General features: G+C 48.4%; 24 protein-coding genes. All 24 read right to left on the minus strand.

Translation table 11 applies throughout. The features are described 5' to 3' along the window. Positions 1-4: 4 nt before the first annotated feature. The 24 genes from C8D98_RS08435 to lptB all read right to left on the minus strand — a co-directional run bounded on the left by C8D98_RS08435 (position 5) and on the right by lptB (position 18403). Positions 5-913, minus strand: a complete 909-nt coding sequence (locus C8D98_RS08435) for a 3'-5' exoribonuclease YhaM family protein (protein ID WP_132873694.1) — start codon at positions 911-913, stop codon at positions 5-7. Further along, the gene (locus tag C8D98_RS08440) at positions 914-2281 is read right to left on the minus strand and encodes a TldD/PmbA family protein (RefSeq protein ID WP_132873695.1); all 1368 of its coding nucleotides are present in this window, start codon (positions 2279-2281) and stop codon (positions 914-916) included. Beyond that, the gene (locus tag C8D98_RS08445; RefSeq protein WP_132873696.1) at positions 2271-2519 is read right to left on the minus strand and encodes a DUF4911 domain-containing protein; all 249 of its coding nucleotides are present in this window, start codon (positions 2517-2519) and stop codon (positions 2271-2273) included. The genes C8D98_RS08440 and C8D98_RS08445 overlap by 11 nt, the downstream gene beginning before the upstream one ends. Then, positions 2519-2920, minus strand: coding sequence for a hypothetical protein (locus C8D98_RS08450; RefSeq protein ID WP_132873697.1), 402 nt, complete (start codon positions 2918-2920; stop codon positions 2519-2521). The genes C8D98_RS08445 and C8D98_RS08450 overlap by 1 nt, the downstream gene beginning before the upstream one ends. Next, positions 2910-3356, minus strand: coding sequence for a transcription antitermination factor NusB (gene nusB, locus C8D98_RS08455; RefSeq protein WP_132873698.1), 447 nt, complete (start codon positions 3354-3356; stop codon positions 2910-2912). Before nusB ends, C8D98_RS08450 begins: the two co-directional genes overlap by 11 nt. Next, positions 3356-3823, minus strand: a complete 468-nt coding sequence (gene ribH, locus C8D98_RS08460; protein WP_132873699.1) for a 6,7-dimethyl-8-ribityllumazine synthase — start codon at positions 3821-3823, stop codon at positions 3356-3358. The genes nusB and ribH overlap by 1 nt, the downstream gene beginning before the upstream one ends. Positions 3824-3832: 9 nt before the next feature. Beyond that, on the minus strand, positions 3833-5056 hold the full coding sequence (locus C8D98_RS08465; RefSeq protein WP_132873700.1) for a bifunctional 3,4-dihydroxy-2-butanone-4-phosphate synthase/GTP cyclohydrolase II: 1224 nt from the start codon (positions 5054-5056) through the stop codon (positions 3833-3835). A 9-nt stretch (positions 5057-5065) separates the two neighbouring features. Next, positions 5066-5701: a riboflavin synthase gene (locus tag C8D98_RS08470; protein WP_132873701.1), complete on the minus strand. Its 636-nt coding sequence runs from the start codon at positions 5699-5701 to the stop codon at positions 5066-5068. Next, positions 5702-6865, minus strand: a complete 1164-nt coding sequence (ribD, locus tag C8D98_RS08475) for a bifunctional diaminohydroxyphosphoribosylaminopyrimidine deaminase/5-amino-6-(5-phosphoribosylamino)uracil reductase RibD (protein WP_132873702.1) — start codon at positions 6863-6865, stop codon at positions 5702-5704. After that, positions 6846-7457 carry a glycerol-3-phosphate 1-O-acyltransferase PlsY gene (gene plsY / locus C8D98_RS08480; RefSeq protein ID WP_132873703.1) on the minus strand — a complete coding sequence of 204 codons (612 nt, stop codon included), beginning with the start codon at positions 7455-7457 and terminating at the stop codon, positions 6846-6848. Before plsY ends, ribD begins: the two co-directional genes overlap by 20 nt. After that, positions 7454-8536, minus strand: coding sequence for a DUF362 domain-containing protein (locus C8D98_RS08485; protein ID WP_132873704.1), 1083 nt, complete (start codon positions 8534-8536; stop codon positions 7454-7456). Before C8D98_RS08485 ends, plsY begins: the two co-directional genes overlap by 4 nt. Next, positions 8529-9083, minus strand: coding sequence for a CDP-diacylglycerol--glycerol-3-phosphate 3-phosphatidyltransferase (gene pgsA / locus C8D98_RS08490; protein WP_132873705.1), 555 nt, complete (start codon positions 9081-9083; stop codon positions 8529-8531). The genes C8D98_RS08485 and pgsA overlap by 8 nt, the downstream gene beginning before the upstream one ends. Positions 9084-9146: 63 nt before the next feature. Then, positions 9147-10889 (minus strand): phosphoenolpyruvate--protein phosphotransferase, encoded by a 1743-nt coding sequence (gene ptsP, locus C8D98_RS08495; RefSeq protein WP_132873706.1) that lies wholly within the window; start codon positions 10887-10889, stop codon positions 9147-9149. Further along, positions 10886-11152 carry an HPr family phosphocarrier protein gene (locus C8D98_RS08500; RefSeq protein ID WP_415238146.1) on the minus strand — a complete coding sequence of 89 codons (267 nt, stop codon included), beginning with the start codon at positions 11150-11152 and terminating at the stop codon, positions 10886-10888. Before C8D98_RS08500 ends, ptsP begins: the two co-directional genes overlap by 4 nt. Before the next feature lie 7 nt (positions 11153-11159). Further along, positions 11160-11858, minus strand: coding sequence for a PTS system mannose/fructose/sorbose family transporter subunit IID (locus C8D98_RS08505; protein ID WP_132873708.1), 699 nt, complete (start codon positions 11856-11858; stop codon positions 11160-11162). After that, complete coding sequence (locus C8D98_RS08510) at positions 11855-12505, minus strand: PTS sugar transporter subunit IIC (RefSeq protein WP_132873709.1); 651 nt, start codon at positions 12503-12505, stop codon at positions 11855-11857. The genes C8D98_RS08505 and C8D98_RS08510 overlap by 4 nt, the downstream gene beginning before the upstream one ends. After that, a complete protein-coding gene (locus C8D98_RS08515; protein ID WP_132873710.1) occupies positions 12502-12993 on the minus strand; it encodes a PTS sugar transporter subunit IIB in 492 nt (163 codons plus the stop codon). Before C8D98_RS08515 ends, C8D98_RS08510 begins: the two co-directional genes overlap by 4 nt. After that, the gene (locus C8D98_RS08520) at positions 12990-13394 is read right to left on the minus strand and encodes a PTS sugar transporter subunit IIA (RefSeq protein WP_132873711.1); all 405 of its coding nucleotides are present in this window, start codon (positions 13392-13394) and stop codon (positions 12990-12992) included. The genes C8D98_RS08515 and C8D98_RS08520 overlap by 4 nt, the downstream gene beginning before the upstream one ends. 4 nt (positions 13395-13398) lie before the next feature. Next, positions 13399-14253: an RNase adapter RapZ gene (gene rapZ, locus C8D98_RS08525; protein ID WP_132873712.1), complete on the minus strand. Its 855-nt coding sequence runs from the start codon at positions 14251-14253 to the stop codon at positions 13399-13401. Continuing rightward, positions 14253-15245 carry an HPr(Ser) kinase/phosphatase gene (gene hprK, locus C8D98_RS08530; protein ID WP_132873713.1) on the minus strand — a complete coding sequence of 331 codons (993 nt, stop codon included), beginning with the start codon at positions 15243-15245 and terminating at the stop codon, positions 14253-14255. The genes rapZ and hprK overlap by 1 nt, the downstream gene beginning before the upstream one ends. Then, positions 15242-15703, minus strand: a complete 462-nt coding sequence (locus tag C8D98_RS08535) for a PTS sugar transporter subunit IIA (RefSeq protein WP_132873714.1) — start codon at positions 15701-15703, stop codon at positions 15242-15244. Before C8D98_RS08535 ends, hprK begins: the two co-directional genes overlap by 4 nt. Positions 15704-15711: 8 nt before the next feature. After that, entirely contained in the window at positions 15712-16251 is a 540-nt protein-coding gene (hpf, locus tag C8D98_RS08540; RefSeq protein WP_132873715.1) for a ribosome hibernation-promoting factor, HPF/YfiA family, read from the minus strand. 2 nt (positions 16252-16253) lie between these two features. Then, positions 16254-17687: an RNA polymerase factor sigma-54 gene (rpoN, locus tag C8D98_RS08545; protein ID WP_132873716.1), complete on the minus strand. Its 1434-nt coding sequence runs from the start codon at positions 17685-17687 to the stop codon at positions 16254-16256. Next, positions 17684-18403, minus strand: coding sequence for an LPS export ABC transporter ATP-binding protein (gene lptB / locus C8D98_RS08550; protein ID WP_132873717.1), 720 nt, complete (start codon positions 18401-18403; stop codon positions 17684-17686). Before lptB ends, rpoN begins: the two co-directional genes overlap by 4 nt.

The following is an 18403-nucleotide window of genomic DNA, read 5'->3' on the forward strand; positions in this document are numbered from 1 at the left end:
TAAATCAACTATGCTTAAAGAGCTGTCTTTCGAGCAGCCTGTCGTATCCGCTCCAGCCCTGTTCCACTCCCTCTTTATCGAAGATTGAGAAGAAGGTGTTCAGTTTCGCATCCATGTCGTCGAGATGGTGCAGGATGAACGCCTCGGGTGTTTTCGGTTTTTTGGGAGAACCGTACTCCAGCAAGCCGTGATGGCTCACAATAAGGTGCGATATCAGATATTTAAGGTCTTCCGGAAATCCTTCGATATCAGAGATGTATCTGTTGAGCATCTCAACTCCCAGAAGCAGATGCCCCAGAAGTTTTCCGCTGTCGGTATATTCAAGTCCGGTTCCGGCCTGCATCTCTTTAACCTTACCCAGATCGTGGAAAAGGGCACCCATTATGAGATGTTCGGTGTTGACCATATTTTTGTAATAGTCGCCCACCAGCACAGAGAGCCTGACTATGCTCAGAGTATGCTCTATAAGGCCGCCTACGTATGCATGGTGCACAGATTTTGCGGCAGGCATTTTTTTAAAGCTTTCAATGGTTTCTGTGTCTTTAAAGAACCTGTCCACCAGTGCCGCAAGATGAGGATCCGTTATCTTCTCTAATAACAGAAGCTCAAGCTCCTGCAAAAGTTCATCACAATCTATACCTTTTTTCGGCAGGAAGTCCGAAGGGTCGGCATCCTTAACCACCGTCATGGAGGATATTTTCAGCTGATCCTGTCCGCCGAACTGCTGGATCATGCCGATGGCATCGACAATATCACCGTTCTGGGGATCAAAATCCAGCTTATTGCTCTCGAACATTATGCCGTTGCGCCTGTTCCCTTCGCCGTCGCACATTATAGCTCTGAGATAGGGCTTGCCGTCCTTGGTCTTGCTTTTTATGATGTCTGTAAGCATGTATCTTCCGGGTAATTCCACTTAACGACCTCCGACTGTAATTTCGGGTATCCGCAGGGTCGGCTGGGCATCGGTGACAGGCACTCCCTGTCCGTCTTTGCCGCAGGTTCCCATGCCGAATCCCAGATCAGATCCGACCATATCTATCATAGCCATAACCTCTGGGCCGTTGCCCGTCAGAGTGGCGTTTCGCACAGGCTCGCCCACCTGTCCGTTTTCTATCAGATATCCTTCGGTGACCTCGAAAACAAAATCACCTGTGACCGTGTTCACCTGTCCGCCGCCCATAGAGGCCACATAAAGCCCTTTCTGTACGGAGGATATTATATCTTCGGGTTTTGATGAACCCGGTTTTATGTATGTGTTGGTCATACGCACAAGGGGTCTGTAGCGGAAGCTCTCCCTGCGGCCGTTGCCTGTGGGAGCCTTGCCCTCTTTCATTGCATAAAGCCTGTCGTACATATAGCTTTTCAGTACGCCGTTCTCTATGAGCACGTTCTCTGCGGATGCCAGCCCCTCGTCGTCGTAGGCATAGCTACCCCGCTTACCCTCAAGGGTTCCGTTGTCCACAACCGAGATAAGCTCCGAAGCAACCTTCTCGACCAGTCTGCCCGCATAAACGCTCATTCCGTTGCATGCCAGATCGGCCTCCAGACCATGCCCCACAGCCTCGTGAACCATAGTGCCGCCTGCCTTTGAACCCAGCACAACGGGCATCATGCCTGCCGGAGCGTTCCTCGCCGCCAGATTCTGCATCGCCAGATTCCCCGCCTCTTCGGCTATACCGCAGAAGTCAAGCTCCCTGGCCTCTTCCGCACCGAATGCGCCGCCCACGGGAATATATGCCGTCTGCATGGTCTTTCCGTCGGAAGCGGTGGCCACCGTATACGCCGTAATGTAGTTCAGACTCTGGCTTATATCATCGCCCAGACTGTTTATTATCCGGGTGTTTCTGAGAACCTCCGAATACATGCTGGTCTTCTGAATTATCTTTTCGTCAACTGAGGCCGCCCTGTCCATTGCAGACACGATCTCAATCTTATCTGCGGCGGAGAGCCTGCTCTGTGTTATATAGTTTCTGACATTGATGTTCTTTCCGAAAGCTATATCCCTTTCGCCGTTTTTAACGGAGTAGATAAGCGCATCGGCGGTATCCGTAATGGTCTTCTCATCAAGGTCGGTGGTGTATCCGAAAAAGGTTTTTCCGCCTTCTATCAGCCTGAAAGAGATACCTGATTCCAGAACGTTTTCCAGTCTGTCCGGTTTGCCGTTCTCATAAACGGCGATGAGGCGTTCCGTCTCCTCCGCAAAAGCCTCGGCATACTGTCCGTGCGCCGCAAGCTTTTTCAGAATACTTCGGATAAGCCCTTCTGAAAACTTACCATTCATCTATATTTTCGCTCACTTCCGTATGGATGTTCTCAATGACCATTCCGTTCTTCTTCAGGTCTTCGAGAACTTTTAAAACAACTTCATACTGGTCGTCGGTGGAATAGACCACCATTGCGCCCTGCTTCGCATCCACAGTGCGCACCAGCCCGATACCCTCGTGGGAATCTATGATGCTGTTGACCAGCAGAACGTCCTGCTTTCTTATGTTGAATTTTACCCTGACAGTGTGCGGCATCAGAACTCCAGAAGCTCGATATGGCAGTTTATGCCGGACTTTAAGAGCGGAGCGAGGTCGAACCTGTCAGAGTTTTCAATATACACTGTAGGCATATTAAGACTATTTATTTTTTCTGCAAATTTATCAGGATTATCCATGAAATAGCTAAAGTCAAACAGGAAGAATCCGTTTGAGAAAATAAGTCCTTTTTTGCGTATCATCATGCCCTCTTCGATTGCAAAATCCAGCCTGTCGCCATGGAATTTTTCAATCTCGGCACTGAGGGCGCCATAGCTGAACAGGTCGATGCGGGCGCTCATGCCCCTGCATTTTTTGTTCTCCATGTCGTAGTCCACGAGCACGGGGAAGATGTCCAGCTCTTTATATGTTATCCTGGTCACACGGAATTCAGGACTCAACCCTGTCCTCCGAGAGATTGTATTTCTTTCTGATGTTCTCAAGGATTCCGTTGACCAGAGAGGCGGATTTTTCATCCGAATATTTTCTGGCAAGGGTCACAAAATCGTTCACTACAGCATAGAAAGGAGCCTTTCCGCCGAAAAGCTCGTGAACGGCAACCCTCAGGATGCTCCTGTCCACTTCGCCCATACGGTCGTAGTTCCAGTCCTCTCTTATGAAAGTTTTTATTATCTCATCGTTGGAATCAACCCCGGCTGCTGCGCCGAGAAAAAGAGTGCATGCGAATTCTCTGATATCTTCGCTCTCTTCTTCGGTGGATTTCCAGTAGGAATCGGAGATGTCTTTAGGGTTCTCGTCGTTGTTCACAGAGAACCTGTACATCATTTCAAATGCGTATCTTCTTCCGGTTGTACGGTCTTTATAGAGTTTCTTCATTATACCAGCTTCAGCACATTAACCATTTCAAGGGCGGACATTGCAGCCTCTGCGCCCTTATTGCCATGTTTTGTTCCGGCTCTCTCCACAGCCTGCTCGATTGTGTCTGTGGTCAGAACGCCGAAAATAACGGGGATGCCTGTGTCCAGAGACACTTTCGCAACGCCCTTTGCCACTTCGGAGGAAACGTAGTCAAAGTGGGGAGTTGAACCTCTGATGACTGCGCCGAGAGTTATTACCGCATCATATTTGCCTGTGTCGGCCAGTTTTTTCGCCATAAGCGGAATTTCGAATGCGCCGGGCACTTTGTATACCACAACGTCGCTTTCGGCCGCTTCGTGGCGGACAAGAGCATCAACTGCTCCGCCTATTAGGCTTTTTGATATGAAATCGTTGAATCTGCCTGCAACGATGGCAAATTTAAACCCTTTACCGCTGTATATACCCTGAACGGTCTTAGTTTCCATCTTTATCTCCTATACGTCCAGATGGTGTCCCATCTTTTCTTTTTTGGTCTTCATGTAATATTCGTTGTGAGCGTTCACTCCGCATGTCATGCCCACACGCTCCACAACCTCAAGTCCGTAGCCCGAAAGACAGCGCATCTTCTTGGGGTTGTTGGTGATAAGTCTAAGATCCCTGATGCCCATATGTCTTATTATCTGTGCGCCGAACCCGTAGTCACGCATATCCTCTTCAAAGCCGAGCTGAATATTGGCCTGAATGGTGTCCATACCTTCATCCTGAAGGTGATACGCCTTTATCTTGTTCAGGATGCCGATTCCTCTGCCCTCCTGAAAAAGGTAGAGTATCACACCTCTGCCCTCTGCATCCACCATTTTCATGGCCTCGTGCAGCTGAGCCTGACAGTCGCATCTCTGCGAACCGAAAACGTCCCCTGTGAGGCACTGTGAGTGCACACGGAGCAGAACGGGGTCAGACGCTTTAATGTCACCTTTCCAGATAACGACAGCTTCCTGTCCGTCAACAAGGCTTTTAAAGCCTGTTATGTTGAAGTCGCCGAAGCTGGTGGGCAGCTGAGCGGCCTCCGTCTCCTCGATGAGCTGTTCGTGATCCATTCTGTATTTTATCATATCTGCGATGGTGAGCACTTTAAGATCGTGTTCTTTCGCAAACTCTGTCAGCTGGGGCATTCTGGCCATTGAGCCGTCGTCGTTCATTATTTCGCAGATAACTGCGCCGTGGTTGGCAAGTCCCGCCATTCTGGCAAGGTCAACGGAGCCTTCGGTCTGTCCGGCACGGACAAGCACTCCGCCCTCTCTGGCACGCAGGGGGAATATATGACCGGGGCGTGCAAGGTCTGCCGCACCCTTTTTGGGGTCGTTGGCAACACGGATTGTCTGCGCCCTGTCGTGAGCCGATATTCCGGTGGTAACACCCTCTTTCGCCTCTATGGACACTGTGAAAGCTGTGCCGAAACGGGCTGAGTTTCTCTCCTCACGCACCATAAGATCCAGCCCCAGTTCGTCGCATCTCTTTGAAGGCATGGCAAGGCAGATGAGTCCTCTGCCGTATTTCGCCATAAAGTTTATCTTCTCCGGAGTGACAAAATCAGCGGCAAAAACAAGGTCGCCCTCATTCTCCCTGTCCTCATCGTCCACCAGAATGACCATCTTTCCGTTTCTTATGTCCTCAAGCGCCTCTTCAACAGTGCAGAGGGCATTTCTGAATTCGCTCATAAAAACTCCTTAACCCATAAGGTCATTGAGATCGTTTAAAAAATTTGCGGCATCCTTTTCCTTTTTCAGCAGTTTTTCCAGATACCTTGCGATAGCGTCCACCTCAAGGTTCACCTGCGAACCCTGCCTTTTGTCTGCAAGCGAGGTGTTTTCGTAGGTATGGGGGATAACCGCCACATCAAAAGTCAAACCGCCCACCCGTGCTGTGGTGAGGCTTATGCCGTCAACGCAGATTGAGCCTTTTTCGGCTATGTATCTGTCTATATCCTGAGGATAGCGCACAGTAAGGATATATGCGCTGCTCTTTTTTTCCAGTTTTTCTATTGTGCCGACGGCGTCAACATGGCCGCTGACTATATGGCCGCCCAGACGGGTTGTCAGGGTCAAAGCCCTTTCCAGATTCACCTTTGAGCCGCCGGAGGCTGATGCGAAAGAGCTTTTTTTCAGGGTTTCATAGGAGATATCCGCCCTGAAGGTATCGCCTGTGAGGGATGTTACGGTGAGACAGGTGCCGTTCACTGCGATGGAGTCACCGATAACGGTTCCTTCCAGCACTTTTTTACAGCCGACAGTTATGACCGCAAAGTCCCCTCTGCGCTCAACTGAAACAATCTTTCCGGTCTCCTCAATTATCCCTGTAAACATTTAGCCTCTGCCGCAGCCGCACGAGCCGCAGCCTCTCATTTTTTCAGTAAGCTCAAGCACAGGTTTCGCGTAGTCGGAAACCTTTCCGCTGTAAAGCAGATCGCTCTCGAACATTCTGGTCTGTACTTCTGTTAATTTATGCGCATCGGCGATAGATTCAACACCCTTTCCGCCAACGGAGGTTCTGTCTCCGCCGACTATGATGGGCGCAATGAAAATATCCGCCTTATCAATCAGTCCAGCATCGAAAAATGCACCCGATGTCCTGCCGCCGCCCTCAATGAGAACATTGAGGATCTGTCTTTCTATCAGTCTCTTGGAAAGCCAGTGCAGGTCGAGCGAATCTCCGTTTAACGGAGCCTGTATTACATCTATGCCACATTTTTCATATTTATCAATATTTTTATTAAGGCCGGACGTAACATATATCAGTTTGTCCGCAGAGTTCTTCACCAGTTTGCGGTCAAGGCTCATGCGGCCTTTGGGGTCAATAACGATCTTGTAAGGGTCACGGTCGGACTTTATAAGCCGGACAGTAAGCTCCGGATCATCCGCCTCAACAGTGCCCACGCCAACCAGAACCGCATCGGAAACCGCACGGAGATAGTGTGCATATGCCCTTGATGATTTAGACGTTATCCACTTCGAATCACCGTTATGAGCCGCTATCTTCCCGTCCAGCGACTGAGCCGCTTTCAGGGTATAGTAAGGCAGTCCGGTATAAATATATTTCGAGAAATCCTCGATTATGGAGGCGCAAAGCTCCTCCATATAGCCGATGAATACCTCGACACCGTTCTTTTTCAATATTTCAATTCCCTTTCCGGCGTTCACCGGATTAGGATCCACAACGCCTATGAAAACCCTTTTGATGCCTGACGCAACAATCTTTTCGGCACAGGGGGGCGTTTTCCCGTAGTGGGAGCAAGGCTCAAGGGTGACATAAAGGTCTGCACCGACAACGCTTTCGGGGCTGTTGTCAATTGAGTTCACCTCTGCGTGCGCCTCGCCGTATCTCTCGTGCCATCCACGGGAGATTATCCTGTTCTCCTTCGCCACAACCGCACCCACACAGGGATTTGTCCTTGTATATCCCTTGCCCATGAGAGCAAGCTGGACACACTCCTGCATCACTTCAAGGGGATTAAGAAGTCCTTTCTCCAACCTTTCTCTCCTCGCCTCTCACTATTCTGGCTATGTTGCCTCTGTGCAGCCAGATAACAAGAACGGCAATGATAAGAGTCATATATCTGAGATAGTGCCACTCGGTGCCAAACCACACCATGGCCGCAAGGAAGGCGGCGGCGGTTATGGAGCCGAGGGATATCATGCGGAAAACAGCCAGCATAACGCCGAATATCACAGCGGCTATGAGAAGCTGAAAGGGAGCCAGCGCAAGGAAGATACCAAGCCCTGTGGCAACCCCTTTTCCGCCTTTGAATTTAAGAAAACATGTGAAACTGTGCCCCACAACAAGGGCAACCGCTCCGGCAAGCACCAGAGTATCCTCACCGTAAAGAGCTTTGAGAAGCATCACAGGCAAAAAACCTTTCATGGCATCGGCGAACAGAACGCCGATGAATCCCCATTTGCCAAGCACCCTTGCAGCGTTGCTTGCGCCAACGTTTCCGCTCCCCACTGTTCTGATGTCGATACCTTTAATCCTTTTGACCACAAGATATGCTGTCGGTATCGAGCCGATAAGGTAGCATAAAGCGATTACTAAAAAATAGATAAGAACCGAAACAAAACTCATGATTTCACCATGCGCTTATGCAGCCATGACCTGTTCAGTCCGACGGCATCGGACTCGCAAACCTCATGACAGCAGTAGCATTCGATACATTTGTTTTTATTTATGAAAGGATAAGAATCCACAATCGTGATTGCGTCCACAGGACAGCTCTTTTTACAGAGCATGCATTTTATGCATGGTTCGTTCAGGATAACAGGCTTTACATAGACCTGCTCCGCAACGAATTTCTTAAGAAAATCGGGAACGAAAAGTCTTTTTGACATAGGAACTTTCAGAACAGGCACGTTTGCCTTCGGAACATCGAGCCATGAAGGGTCGTAGCCCTGATTCAGTGCCTCAAGGCTGGTCAGACAGAAACCGTCTCTGAAGCCAAGCATGCGTGTGACGGCGATATCAAGCCCCACAGCATCGGAACATGCGGCGGCTATGCCAAGCTCAACGGGTGTTCCTCTGGATGGACCGTCCCCCTCATGGGCGAGGATTCCGTCCATTATGTTCATGGTTTTGTGCCCCAGTATTGTAAAGTACTGAAAGATCTTTGCTCCCAGCACTTTATCCGAAGGATAGGATCTGTGGAAGCCGACCTTTGTGTTGCCCGGAACAAGCCCGAACATGTTTTTCACCGCCAGAGTAAGCCCTGTCAGCGAGTGGGTCTTTATTTTGGGAAGATTGATTATCAGGTCAACCTCGTCCGCCAGTGAGGAATAGAGGAAACCGTCCTTCTGAACAGGCTCAAAAGCCTCCACACGGACAATCTTTACCCCGTTCTCCTCCGCCGCTCTGCCGACACCTGTGACCTCAAGCACTTTTTCATACTTGCCGAAGTTGGCTCCGGGGCTGTCGCCCAGAAGTATCTCAGCGGATGTAAATTCCCGAATTGACGAAATGACCGCACGAACAAAGTCCGGATGCGTTGTCACAGCCCGCTCAGGGGGCGTTGCGGAGAGCAGATTGGGTTTAAGGAGGATTTTTGACGCAGATGCAAGCCTGTCCTTTTCGGAACAAAAGTAGTTGTCTATCAGCTCTTTCAGACTACCGTCATGGTAGTTTTCGCACCTTGCGGCAAACAATTCAGGCATTTTCTGACTTTATGAAGTTTCTGTAATATACCCATGCGGAGTGAAGTGAGAGTATCACCGACAGGTAAACAAGTATTTTTCCTATCATGAGGATATCGATTCCGAACAGCGGGTTGTAGAAGATTATACAGCCGACGCCAACCATCTGGAATGCGGTCTTTATCTTTCCGCCCATTCCGGCGGCTATGACCTGTCCTTTGCTGGCAGCAAAGCTGCGCAGAGCGTTTATGGCAAGGTCACGGGTGATGAGTACAATAACCACCGCCGCTTCGAGCCTCTGAAGATCAACAAACACTACCAGTGTTGCAGTTACAAGAACTTTATCAGCTATCGGATCAAGTATTTTACCTAAATCAGTAATAAGATTGTATTTTCTGGCAATGTAGCCATCAACATAGTCTGTTGAGGCCGCAATTGTGTAGAGCACTGTAGCCAGCACGTCTATCCAGAATCCACCGACATACATAAGCCAGATAAAAACCGGAACCATGGCGATTCTGAATATTGTCAGCCAGTTTGCAATGTTCATTTGGGCGGATAAAGACATATACTCTCCCTTTTTCGGGTGTGATTATACAGATAACGCAAGTATTTATCCAGTAAATTCTTTTTAATGGAAATATACATCCGTGGATTTGTTGCGGATAAACTCCATCAGTCTGTCCTCAGCATCCTTCGCATAGGGGCACGAGGTGAGATCACGCACAAGTTCCTCGCAGTCCGAGACATTCAGCGAGCGGATTATCATCCTCGCCCGAAGGATCGACGAAGGGCTCATGCTGAGCTGTCTGTACCCCATGCCTATCAGCAGAGGGATATATTTCGGTTCTCCGGCCATTTCGCCGCAGACGGTGCACTCTATCTTCGCCGTGTTGGCACTGGATACTATTTTTTTAAGAAGCGACCGCACGGCAGGATGGCAAGGCTCGTACAGGTAGGCAACGTATTCGTTGTTGCGGTCAATCCCCAGAGCATATTGAATGAGATCGTTTGTGCCTACGCTGAAGAAATCCACCTCAAGAGCCGCCATTTCGCTTATGACAGCAAGTGAAGGAAGCTCCATCATAACGCCTACCCTGATGTTCTCATTAAAAACAACGCCCTCATCCCGAAGCTGTCTTTTCGCTTCATTCAGGGCATTTTTGCAGTCTCTCAGTTCCTCCAGACCGGATATCATTGGGAACATGAGCTTAACGTTGCCGAAGGCTGAAACCCTGAGTACTGCCCTAAGCTGTTTCATGAAAAAATGGCTGTATTTCAGGGAATAGCGGATGGCCCGCAGTCCCATTGCTGGATTCTGCTCTTTCGGATGGGGCATGTATTTCGAGAGCTTGTCGGAGCCGAGGTCGAAGGTGCGTATGGTCAGCGGACGGCCGTAGTTAAGCTCTGCCGCCTCTTTCAGAATGTTGAACTGGGTGTCCTCGTCAACGTCCCCATGCTCCATGTAGATATATTCCGTTCTGTAAAGCCCGACACCGTCAGACTTATATTCGTTGACCTTACCGAACTCGTCGTTGGTCTCTATGTTACTGAAAAGCATGATATTAACGCCGTCTTTGGTCACCGACGGCTCACCCTGCATCAGAGCCAGCTCGCAGACGTAGTCCGAGTATCTGTTTCCTTTCAGCTTATATGATTCGAGGGTTTCGTCATCCGGATTGATGACCACCAGCCCTTCAAAACCGTCGATTATGATGAAATCACCCGTCTGGGCGACCTTTGCTATATCCGCAAGTCCCACAACGGCGGGAATGCCCAGTGAGCGGGCAAGAATGGACGTGTGGGAGGTTTTGCTTCCCAGATCGGTGGCAAAGCCTTTGATATTGTTCTTTTTCATGTGGGAGGTGTCGGCAGGGCTTAAATCGTGGGCTATGATTATCTCCGCATCCTCAACTTTAAGAATAGAATCGGGTCCGCCGCCCGCCATGAAGCGGAGAATTTTCTGAACAACATTGATAACGTCTGTCTTGCGCTCCCGCAGATACTCGTTCTCAGACATGGAGAAACGCTCCACCAGACCCGCACAGGCGGTATCCAGAGCGTATTCCGCATTTATCAGCTTATCGGTTATCAGCCTTTCGGCCTCACCCGTAAGCATGGTGTCTTTCAGAAGCATAAGGTAGATGTCAAATATGAAGGTGTTCTCTTCGGACAGGGAATCTTTGCTGATGTTCTTCGACTGTTCAATGAACCATGCGGTCTTTTTTACCGCGGATTTCAGGCGTGCCGTTTCATACTGCGCCTCTTCCGGGGCAATACTATATTTTTTGACAGGAACCTTAGTTCTGTCAACAATATAGCATATACCATAAGAGATGCCGTCACTGGAAGCGATACCCTTTAATATTTTCAACGGCCCTCTCCGAACTTATTGCAGATAAGCTCCTCAAGTGCGCAGAATGCGGCGTCTTCGTCAGCTCCCGCGCAGCTTACCGTAATAACTGAGCCTTTGAACGCCGCAAGCATCATCAAACCCATAATGCTCTTTCCGTTCACTTCCATTCCGTCTCTGGCAACCTTAACTTCGCTGGAGAACTTCTCCGCAGTCTTAACGAATGCCCCTGCTGCCCTGGCATGCATGCCAAGTTCGTTCACGATTTCAAGTTCTTTCTTGATACTCACCCTAAACTCCTGTCATAAAAAGAAATAAGCCTGTTGTTATAATTATGATTGTAAGTCCCAGAACAATATCCAGCTTTTTGGCCAATGCCATTCCCAGCATTACATACACTGTGAGCGTTCCCAGCAGAACCGAGTTAAAGTCTGCGCAGGTCTTTGCCATGTATGAAAGCAGTATTCCGAAGATCAGCGAAGACGCTATATCGAAATATGTCGACCAGTTGTTGAAGCGAATCCTGTTGAAAAACATGATCACATCCCTGCCCAGCTTATAGCCGATGTTGAATCCGGCAAAGCGGAAGGAGAGATGGAATATGTTGTAAAGCAGAAGATACGTCAAAATCCCTGCGAACGGGTCAAAAAGCCCTGCTATGGCCGCCGTTGCGAAACAAAGAGGGCGGAGGGAATGCCAGAAAAAGCTGTCACCGAGAGCACCGAAGGCCGAAGAATATATTTTTTTATGAAAATCCTCTTCGCCGTTCTGTTCAAACTCCCGTACCCACATACCCACGATAAAATTCACCAGATAAGGGTGGGTATGGAAATACGAAGTCTGTTCGTTAACCTTTTTAACTTCAAGCTCGATGCCTTTAAGCCTCGCCGCACGGCGGATAAGATATGCAAAACCCGTTCCCTGCATATTTTCATGGTTAAGGTTGGCCTGATAAAAAAAACTCAGAAAACCTATTATTATGCTTCTCATAATATCACCCAGCCGATGAGAAGCCCCAGCATGAAGGCTGCATATTTAAGATAGGTTTTTGCTGAAAGAAAACGCAGAACATAACCTGAAAGAAAAGCAAAAGCCATCAGCGAGAACAGATAAAAATTGATATCGGTATTCCTGTTTCCGTGGAGAAAGGAATATACATGGAATATTATGAAAGTGCCGAGGGTATAAAACACAACCCCTCTGGCATAGGAAAAGCAGAAGCCTGTAACCAGAAGCCTCAGCGGATATATCCGCCCGCTCCTCTGCTGTCTGAGATACAGCTTTTTATTGACCGCTCTGGTAATATGCAGAGACAGGGTCACCGGATACATCATCAGAAGAATCAGCAGGAACAGCAGAACGTAGTTAGGCTCGTGGGTATGGGGCAGAAAATAGAGCAGCGAACAGCCTGCGAATGCGCCGAAGCTGTCCTCTTTCGGAACCCTTGTGCCGAAAGGAACGTCCACAAGTCCGATTGCCTCAAAAATTATCCCCACAAAGAAACACTCAAGGCTGTTTCCGAACAGAAGACCCAGAACAAGGGAGACCACAAGGGGTCTGGACAGCATCATATTGAATGCCGCAAACCTGTCCACGGATATCAGTCCCGAATAGAGTACAGCCAGAGCTACGTTCACAGATTGCCCTCCAGCACATCGTTAAAATTCTTTATCTCAACGCTGGGCTCCCATGAAACCTTATGGATAAACACTTCGTAGTCCTGCCGTATTTCGCATATTTTCCTAATCTCGTCAGGGTTCAGGAACACAGTGTTCGAAACTTCGATCTTGTGCTCACGGCAGGCCACGCAGCCTATATTCACATATGTCTCGTCGCTTATGAGAGAGCGGATGGTGTAAAGGTCGTCCACACTCTCAAGCAGAACAAGCACATAATCTTTCTTATAACGTTCGGATTTAAAGGAATTCAGAAATTCGGCGAGCGACATTATGGATATCTCCGTGCCGGGCGGAAGGGTGCTGGAATATATCATTTTCTGCAAAGGATTTCGGGACACTTTGTCATTGACGAGGATAACGTGATTTATCTTGAAATGCTTTATCCAGCCCTCAATGACCTGTCCGTGAATAAGTCTGTCGTCAACCCGAAAGATGATCTTTTTCATGACTTTCCTTTCAGAAGCTGTCCGGCAACTATAATGCTGTTCTTTCCTGATTCTGCGCAATCCTCACAGATAGCCGTGAGTGATTTATGCTCTTTTCTGGCGGAAAACGCCTTGATAAGCATGGGCAGATTAACTCCCGAGACCACCTCGACATTTTTGTCGCCCAGATATGCCATTGATATGTTTGAAGGGCTTCCGCCGAACATATCGGTGAACACTATGGCTCCGCTGGATTCATACTTTTCTATAGCCTTTTCGATATCGTCCGCAATGCCTGCAAGTGAGGAACCGTCCAGCATGGATATCGTCTCGATGCATTCCTGCTTGCCGACGATCATTTCCGCTGTTTTCACCAGTTCTTCACAAAAGAGTCCGTGTGTAACCAAGATTATTCCGATCATATGATCACCTGTTTACATCCCTATGTCTGATATTTACCTTGATCTTAGCTTTATTTTCAAGGTATTTGGCAATAAATTCCGAAATGGCGACAGACCTGTGCCTGCCCCCTGTGCAGCCTATGGAAACAGTGAGAAACTTCTTCCCCTCCCGTATGTAATGGGGGATAAGAAATCCCAGAAGCCCCTTCAGCTTGAACAGAAACTGCTTTGTGGCGTGGTCGCTGAAAACATAATCGCTCACAGCCTGCTCAAGACCTGTTTTCTCTCTCAGCTCATCTACAAAATACGGATTCTTAAGGAAGCGAACGTCAAATACGAGGTCGGAATCCTGCGGCAGACCATATTTGAACCCGAACGACTGAACGGTGATTATCAGTCCGGACTGCATCTCAACAGAGAAAAAGTCCTCAACACGGCGTTTAAGCTCGTGGACGTTCAGCGTTGAAGTATCTATTACAAGGTCTGCGTAGTCTCTGATGGGACACAGTTTTTCCCTTTCGGAATGTATTGCGTCCGTCAGATTGTCACCCATAGGGTGCTTCCTTCTCGTCTCTTTGAACCGTCTTATTAGAACATCGTCTGCGGCATGAAGATAAACAACCTTTGCGGCATACTTCTCCTGAAGTATCTTTATCTTCTCAACGGCCGCCGCAATGTCCTTGCTTCTGCTGTCGATAACAAGGGCAACTTTATTCAGCTCATTTTCATACATCAGCATAAGCTCAACAAACTTGTCCAGAAGCCTGAGCGGCAGGTTGTCTATGGTATAAAAACCGAGATCCTCCAGAGTTGCGGCCGCAACGGACTTTCCTCCGCCGGAAAGACCTGTCAGCACCACAAGTGACTTATCACCTTCCATTACTCCACCCCCCATCTTCCCATGCGCTTATCAATCTCATCCGCCATAGGGTTGTGGATACCTCCGTCGCTTATGGCACTGGTAAGTTTCTCAGCAAACTGTTTTGCGGAGTCGTATCCCATTATTTTCAGCAGGTGGTTTCTGGCGGCTATTTCAACAATAACGGCCATGTTTCTTCCTGCGCTGATGGGAAGAACAATTTTGGGAATCCTATGCCTCAATATCTCCTGATAAACGTTGTCCAGACCAAGCCTGTCATAGGAGATGTCCGGGTTCCAGTCGGTAAACTCTATCACAAGTTCCAGCTTTTTGCGGAGCCTGATGGCCGCAACGCCGAACATGTCTTTTATGTTGATTATCCCGAGGCCTCTGACCTCCATGTGATAGCGTAGAATGTCGGAGCTGGAGCCTTCCAGATAATCCTGAATGCGCTTGAAACGCACCGCATCATCCGCAACCAGTCTGTGTCCCCTTTTGATAAGCTCAACTGCACATTCGCTCTTACCTATTCCGCTTCGGCCTGTGATAAGGGTTCCTATGCCGAAAACGTCAAGAAAAACACCGTGGCAAACAGTGTCGGGAGCAAGCCTGTCCTCAAGATATACCGAGAGGTCTATTATCGTCTCGGAGCTGACCCTGTCGGTTTTGAAAAGGGGAATTGAAAAGACCTTGACCGTGTCGATGACTTCCTGAGGGAGATGCAGGTCTTTTGTTACGATGAAACAGCAGACACCCTTCTGACAGACCCCTGCCATTGCCTGCTTTCTCTGGTCGGGAGCCAGAGTCCAGAGGTAGGACACCTCAGTATTTCCAAGAATCTGTACGCGGCCGCTATGGATGTGGTCGCAGTATCCCGCAAGGGCAAGCCCCGGCTTCTGGATGCGAAAATGCGTAATGTGTTTATCATCAATAATTTTTTTGCCGTATATGAGTTTCAGTCCGAGATGTTCGGCATCATCGGACAGAAGCTCGGCAACGGGTACGCTTTTCATTCCAGCCGTGACTCCTCCTGCTGAAGTATAGCATAGATATCCGATGCGGACAGGCTTTCGGCCAGAATCCGCTCTTTAAAGTCAGTAAGCTTCACCAGCTTGCTTATGCGTGCCAGTGTTTTAAGGTGTCTGTTCATCTGTTTGTCGGGCGAGACAAGCATGAAAAGCAGCTTGACGGGGATTCCGTCAGCCGCTGAAAATTCTATCCCTTCCCTTTTCACAGCCACAGCAACGGCCACATCTTCGATGTCTGATACCTTGGCATGGGGAATGGCCACCTGCTCGCCCACACCTGTGCTGCCGAGGGCCTCCCTCTCCATTATTGCGGAGAGGGAAGCTTCGGCATCTATTCCTTTCTGCGCCAGCAGATTCATCATCTCCTTAAGGACATCCTCTTTCGTTTCGCCCCTAAGTTCTGATATGATGAACTTTTCGCTGACAAGTTGCGTCAGTTCCATTTTTTGCGTTATGCCTCAATGAGTCCGATGTTGCCGTCGTCACGCTGATAAACAACGGATATCTGACCGTCTTCGGCATTACGGAACACAAAGAAAGCCTTGTTCAGAAGCTCCATCTGCATGGCCGCTTCTTCAACGTCCATGGGTTTAACGGGAATTTCTTTTGAAATGATGAGTTTGTTGTCCTCATCAATGCTCTCAAGGCTTGCGGAGTCGAAAACGTTCAGCTTCAGGGGAGCTTCGAACTCTTTGTCCTGAAGTTTTTTGGTTTTCAGTTTTTCCTTATACTTTACAAGCTGTTTTTCGATCTTGTCAGTTGCAAGGTCGATGGACGCATAAAGGTCTTCCGACTTCTCAAGACCTTTCATAAACACGCCTTTGGCGGCTATGAGGACCTCAACGATGTGAAGGTTTTTCTGTACCTCAAGAACAACGGTAGCTTCCGTGATGCTGTCGAAGTACTTTTCGAGCCTGCCAACTTTCTTTTCTGCATAAGTTCTGATGGCATCGGTTAGAGCGATGTTTTTGGCAGTGATTAAGATTTGCATACTTACCTCCTGATACGTTTACGTTGTGATTTTGTCGGTATGCCCAGTTCGTCCCTGTATTTGGCAACGGTCCTTCGGGCGATGTTTATGCCCTGACCATTCAAAAGTTCAACAATACGCTGGTCGCTGAAAGGTTTGTCGGAATTTTCACTGTCCACGATATCTTTGATCATGTTTTTGACCTTCTGAGTGGACATATCCCCCGTATCAGTATCCAGCCCCTTCACAAAGAAGGATTTCAGCTCAATGAGTCCCTGCTGGGTCATTGCATATTTTCCGGATGTAACACGGCTCACTGTGGATTCGTGCAGTCCGGTCTCGTCGGCAACATCTTTAAGTTTAAGGGGTTTCAGATAGTTGATGCCTTTTTCGAGGAAATCAGTCTGAACCTCGGTCAGAACTTTAACGACACGATAAATCGCTTTCTGACGCTTATTTAAACTTTTGATTAGCCAAAGAGCATTTTTGACCTTTTCTTCGATATACTCCTTCGTGTTGCCGTCCAGAGCTTTATTTTTCAGCAGGTTCAGATAATAAGTATTCATCCTGAGGGCGGGTATCCCCTCCTCATTAAGTATAATATCGTACTCATTCTCTTTTTTTACAATATAAACATCAGGTTTAATTGCCTGATTTCCTCTTCCGCCGAAATTTAATCCCGGTTTGGGGTCTGTCTTGCGCATGAGGAACATCATATATTCGAACGTGTCGTCCTCAATTCCCAGTGACGACTTTATCTCATCGTATCTGTATGCGATGAGGTCTTTTTCATGTTTCTCAAGCAGTTCGGCTATGAAGTCCACATAGACCTGCTCAACGTTGAACTGCGAAAGCTGAATATGGATGCACTCTTTCAGACTCCTGGCCGCAATGCCGGGAGGATCGAAAGTCTGAACCAGAAGCAGAGCCTTCTCAACGTCGGATTCCTCAACGTCCACATCCTGCGCCACTTCCCAGAACTCATCCAGAAAATACCCTTCGTCGGAAAGGTTTCCTATTATGTTCTCTGCGGCTGCGCCTATTTCTCCGGAGCATCCGGATGTTTTAAGCTGATACATCAGATGTTCGTAGATGGTCTTTTCACCCGAAACGAATTTTTCGAGGTCGTAGCCCTCCTCGTCTGTGGGAGTATATGTTATGTCGTTGTTGTCACGGTAAAATTCTTCCCAGTCGATCTTATCGATCTCGTCGCCGTCCGTATCCTCTTTAACAGGTTCTTCGTCACGGTCGTCGTCGGAAGATTTTGATGATTCCTCATTCTCTTTGTTCTCAGATTCTTCCAGAACGGGATTGTCCTCAAGGTAGCTGTTCAGTTCCTGAAGCAGCTCAGTGATCGGCATCTGAAGGATAGAAAGCGACTGCTTCATCTGTGGGGTGATGTGCAGTTTTTGAGATAGTTTGCCGCTTATTTCAAGATTGAGCTTTCCGCCTTTCACAATGAGAAGTCCTTGCCAAGGTATCTGTCGATGACCTGCGGATCCTTTACTATCTCCTGCGGATTTCCGTGGGTCAGCACGCTTCCGTCGGCTATAATGTATGCTCTGTCAGTTATTTTCAGGGTCTCACGAACGTTGTGATCCGTTATAAGAACGCCTATTCCTTTGTTTTTGAGGTCGAAAACCATCTTCTGAATATCGCTGACCGAGATGGGATCGATTCCTGAAAAAGGTTCATCCAGAAGAATTATATCCGGCTCACCCGCCATGCATCTGGCGATTTCAACACGGCGACGCTCGCCGCCTGAAAGCGCATAACCCTGAGACTTTCTGACCTTTTCGAGGCCGAATTCCTGAATCAGGGTCTCGGTACGGTCTCGCATGTATTCCTTATCTTCGTATTTAAGCTCAAGAGCCGCATAAATGTTGTCATAGACAGACATTTTGCGGAAGATGGATGCTTCCTGAGGCAGATATGCTATTCCGCTCAGACTGCGCCTGTGCATTGAGCTGCGGGTTATATCTTCATCGTTGAGAAAGACGTTTCCGGCATCCGGACGCACCAGACCGACTATCATATAGAAAGTGGTGGTTTTGCCCGCACCGTTAGGTCCCAAAAGCCCCACTATCTCCCCTTTGCTGACGGAGATACTGACGCCGTTGACAACGGCTCTTTTCTTATAAACTTTCTTCAGATTTTCAGCTTTAAGTCCCAA

Origin of the sequence: Seleniivibrio woodruffii, assembly GCF_004339245.1 — a bacterium.
GTDB classification, from domain to species: domain Bacteria; phylum Chrysiogenota; class Deferribacteres; order Deferribacterales; family Geovibrionaceae; genus Seleniivibrio; species Seleniivibrio woodruffii.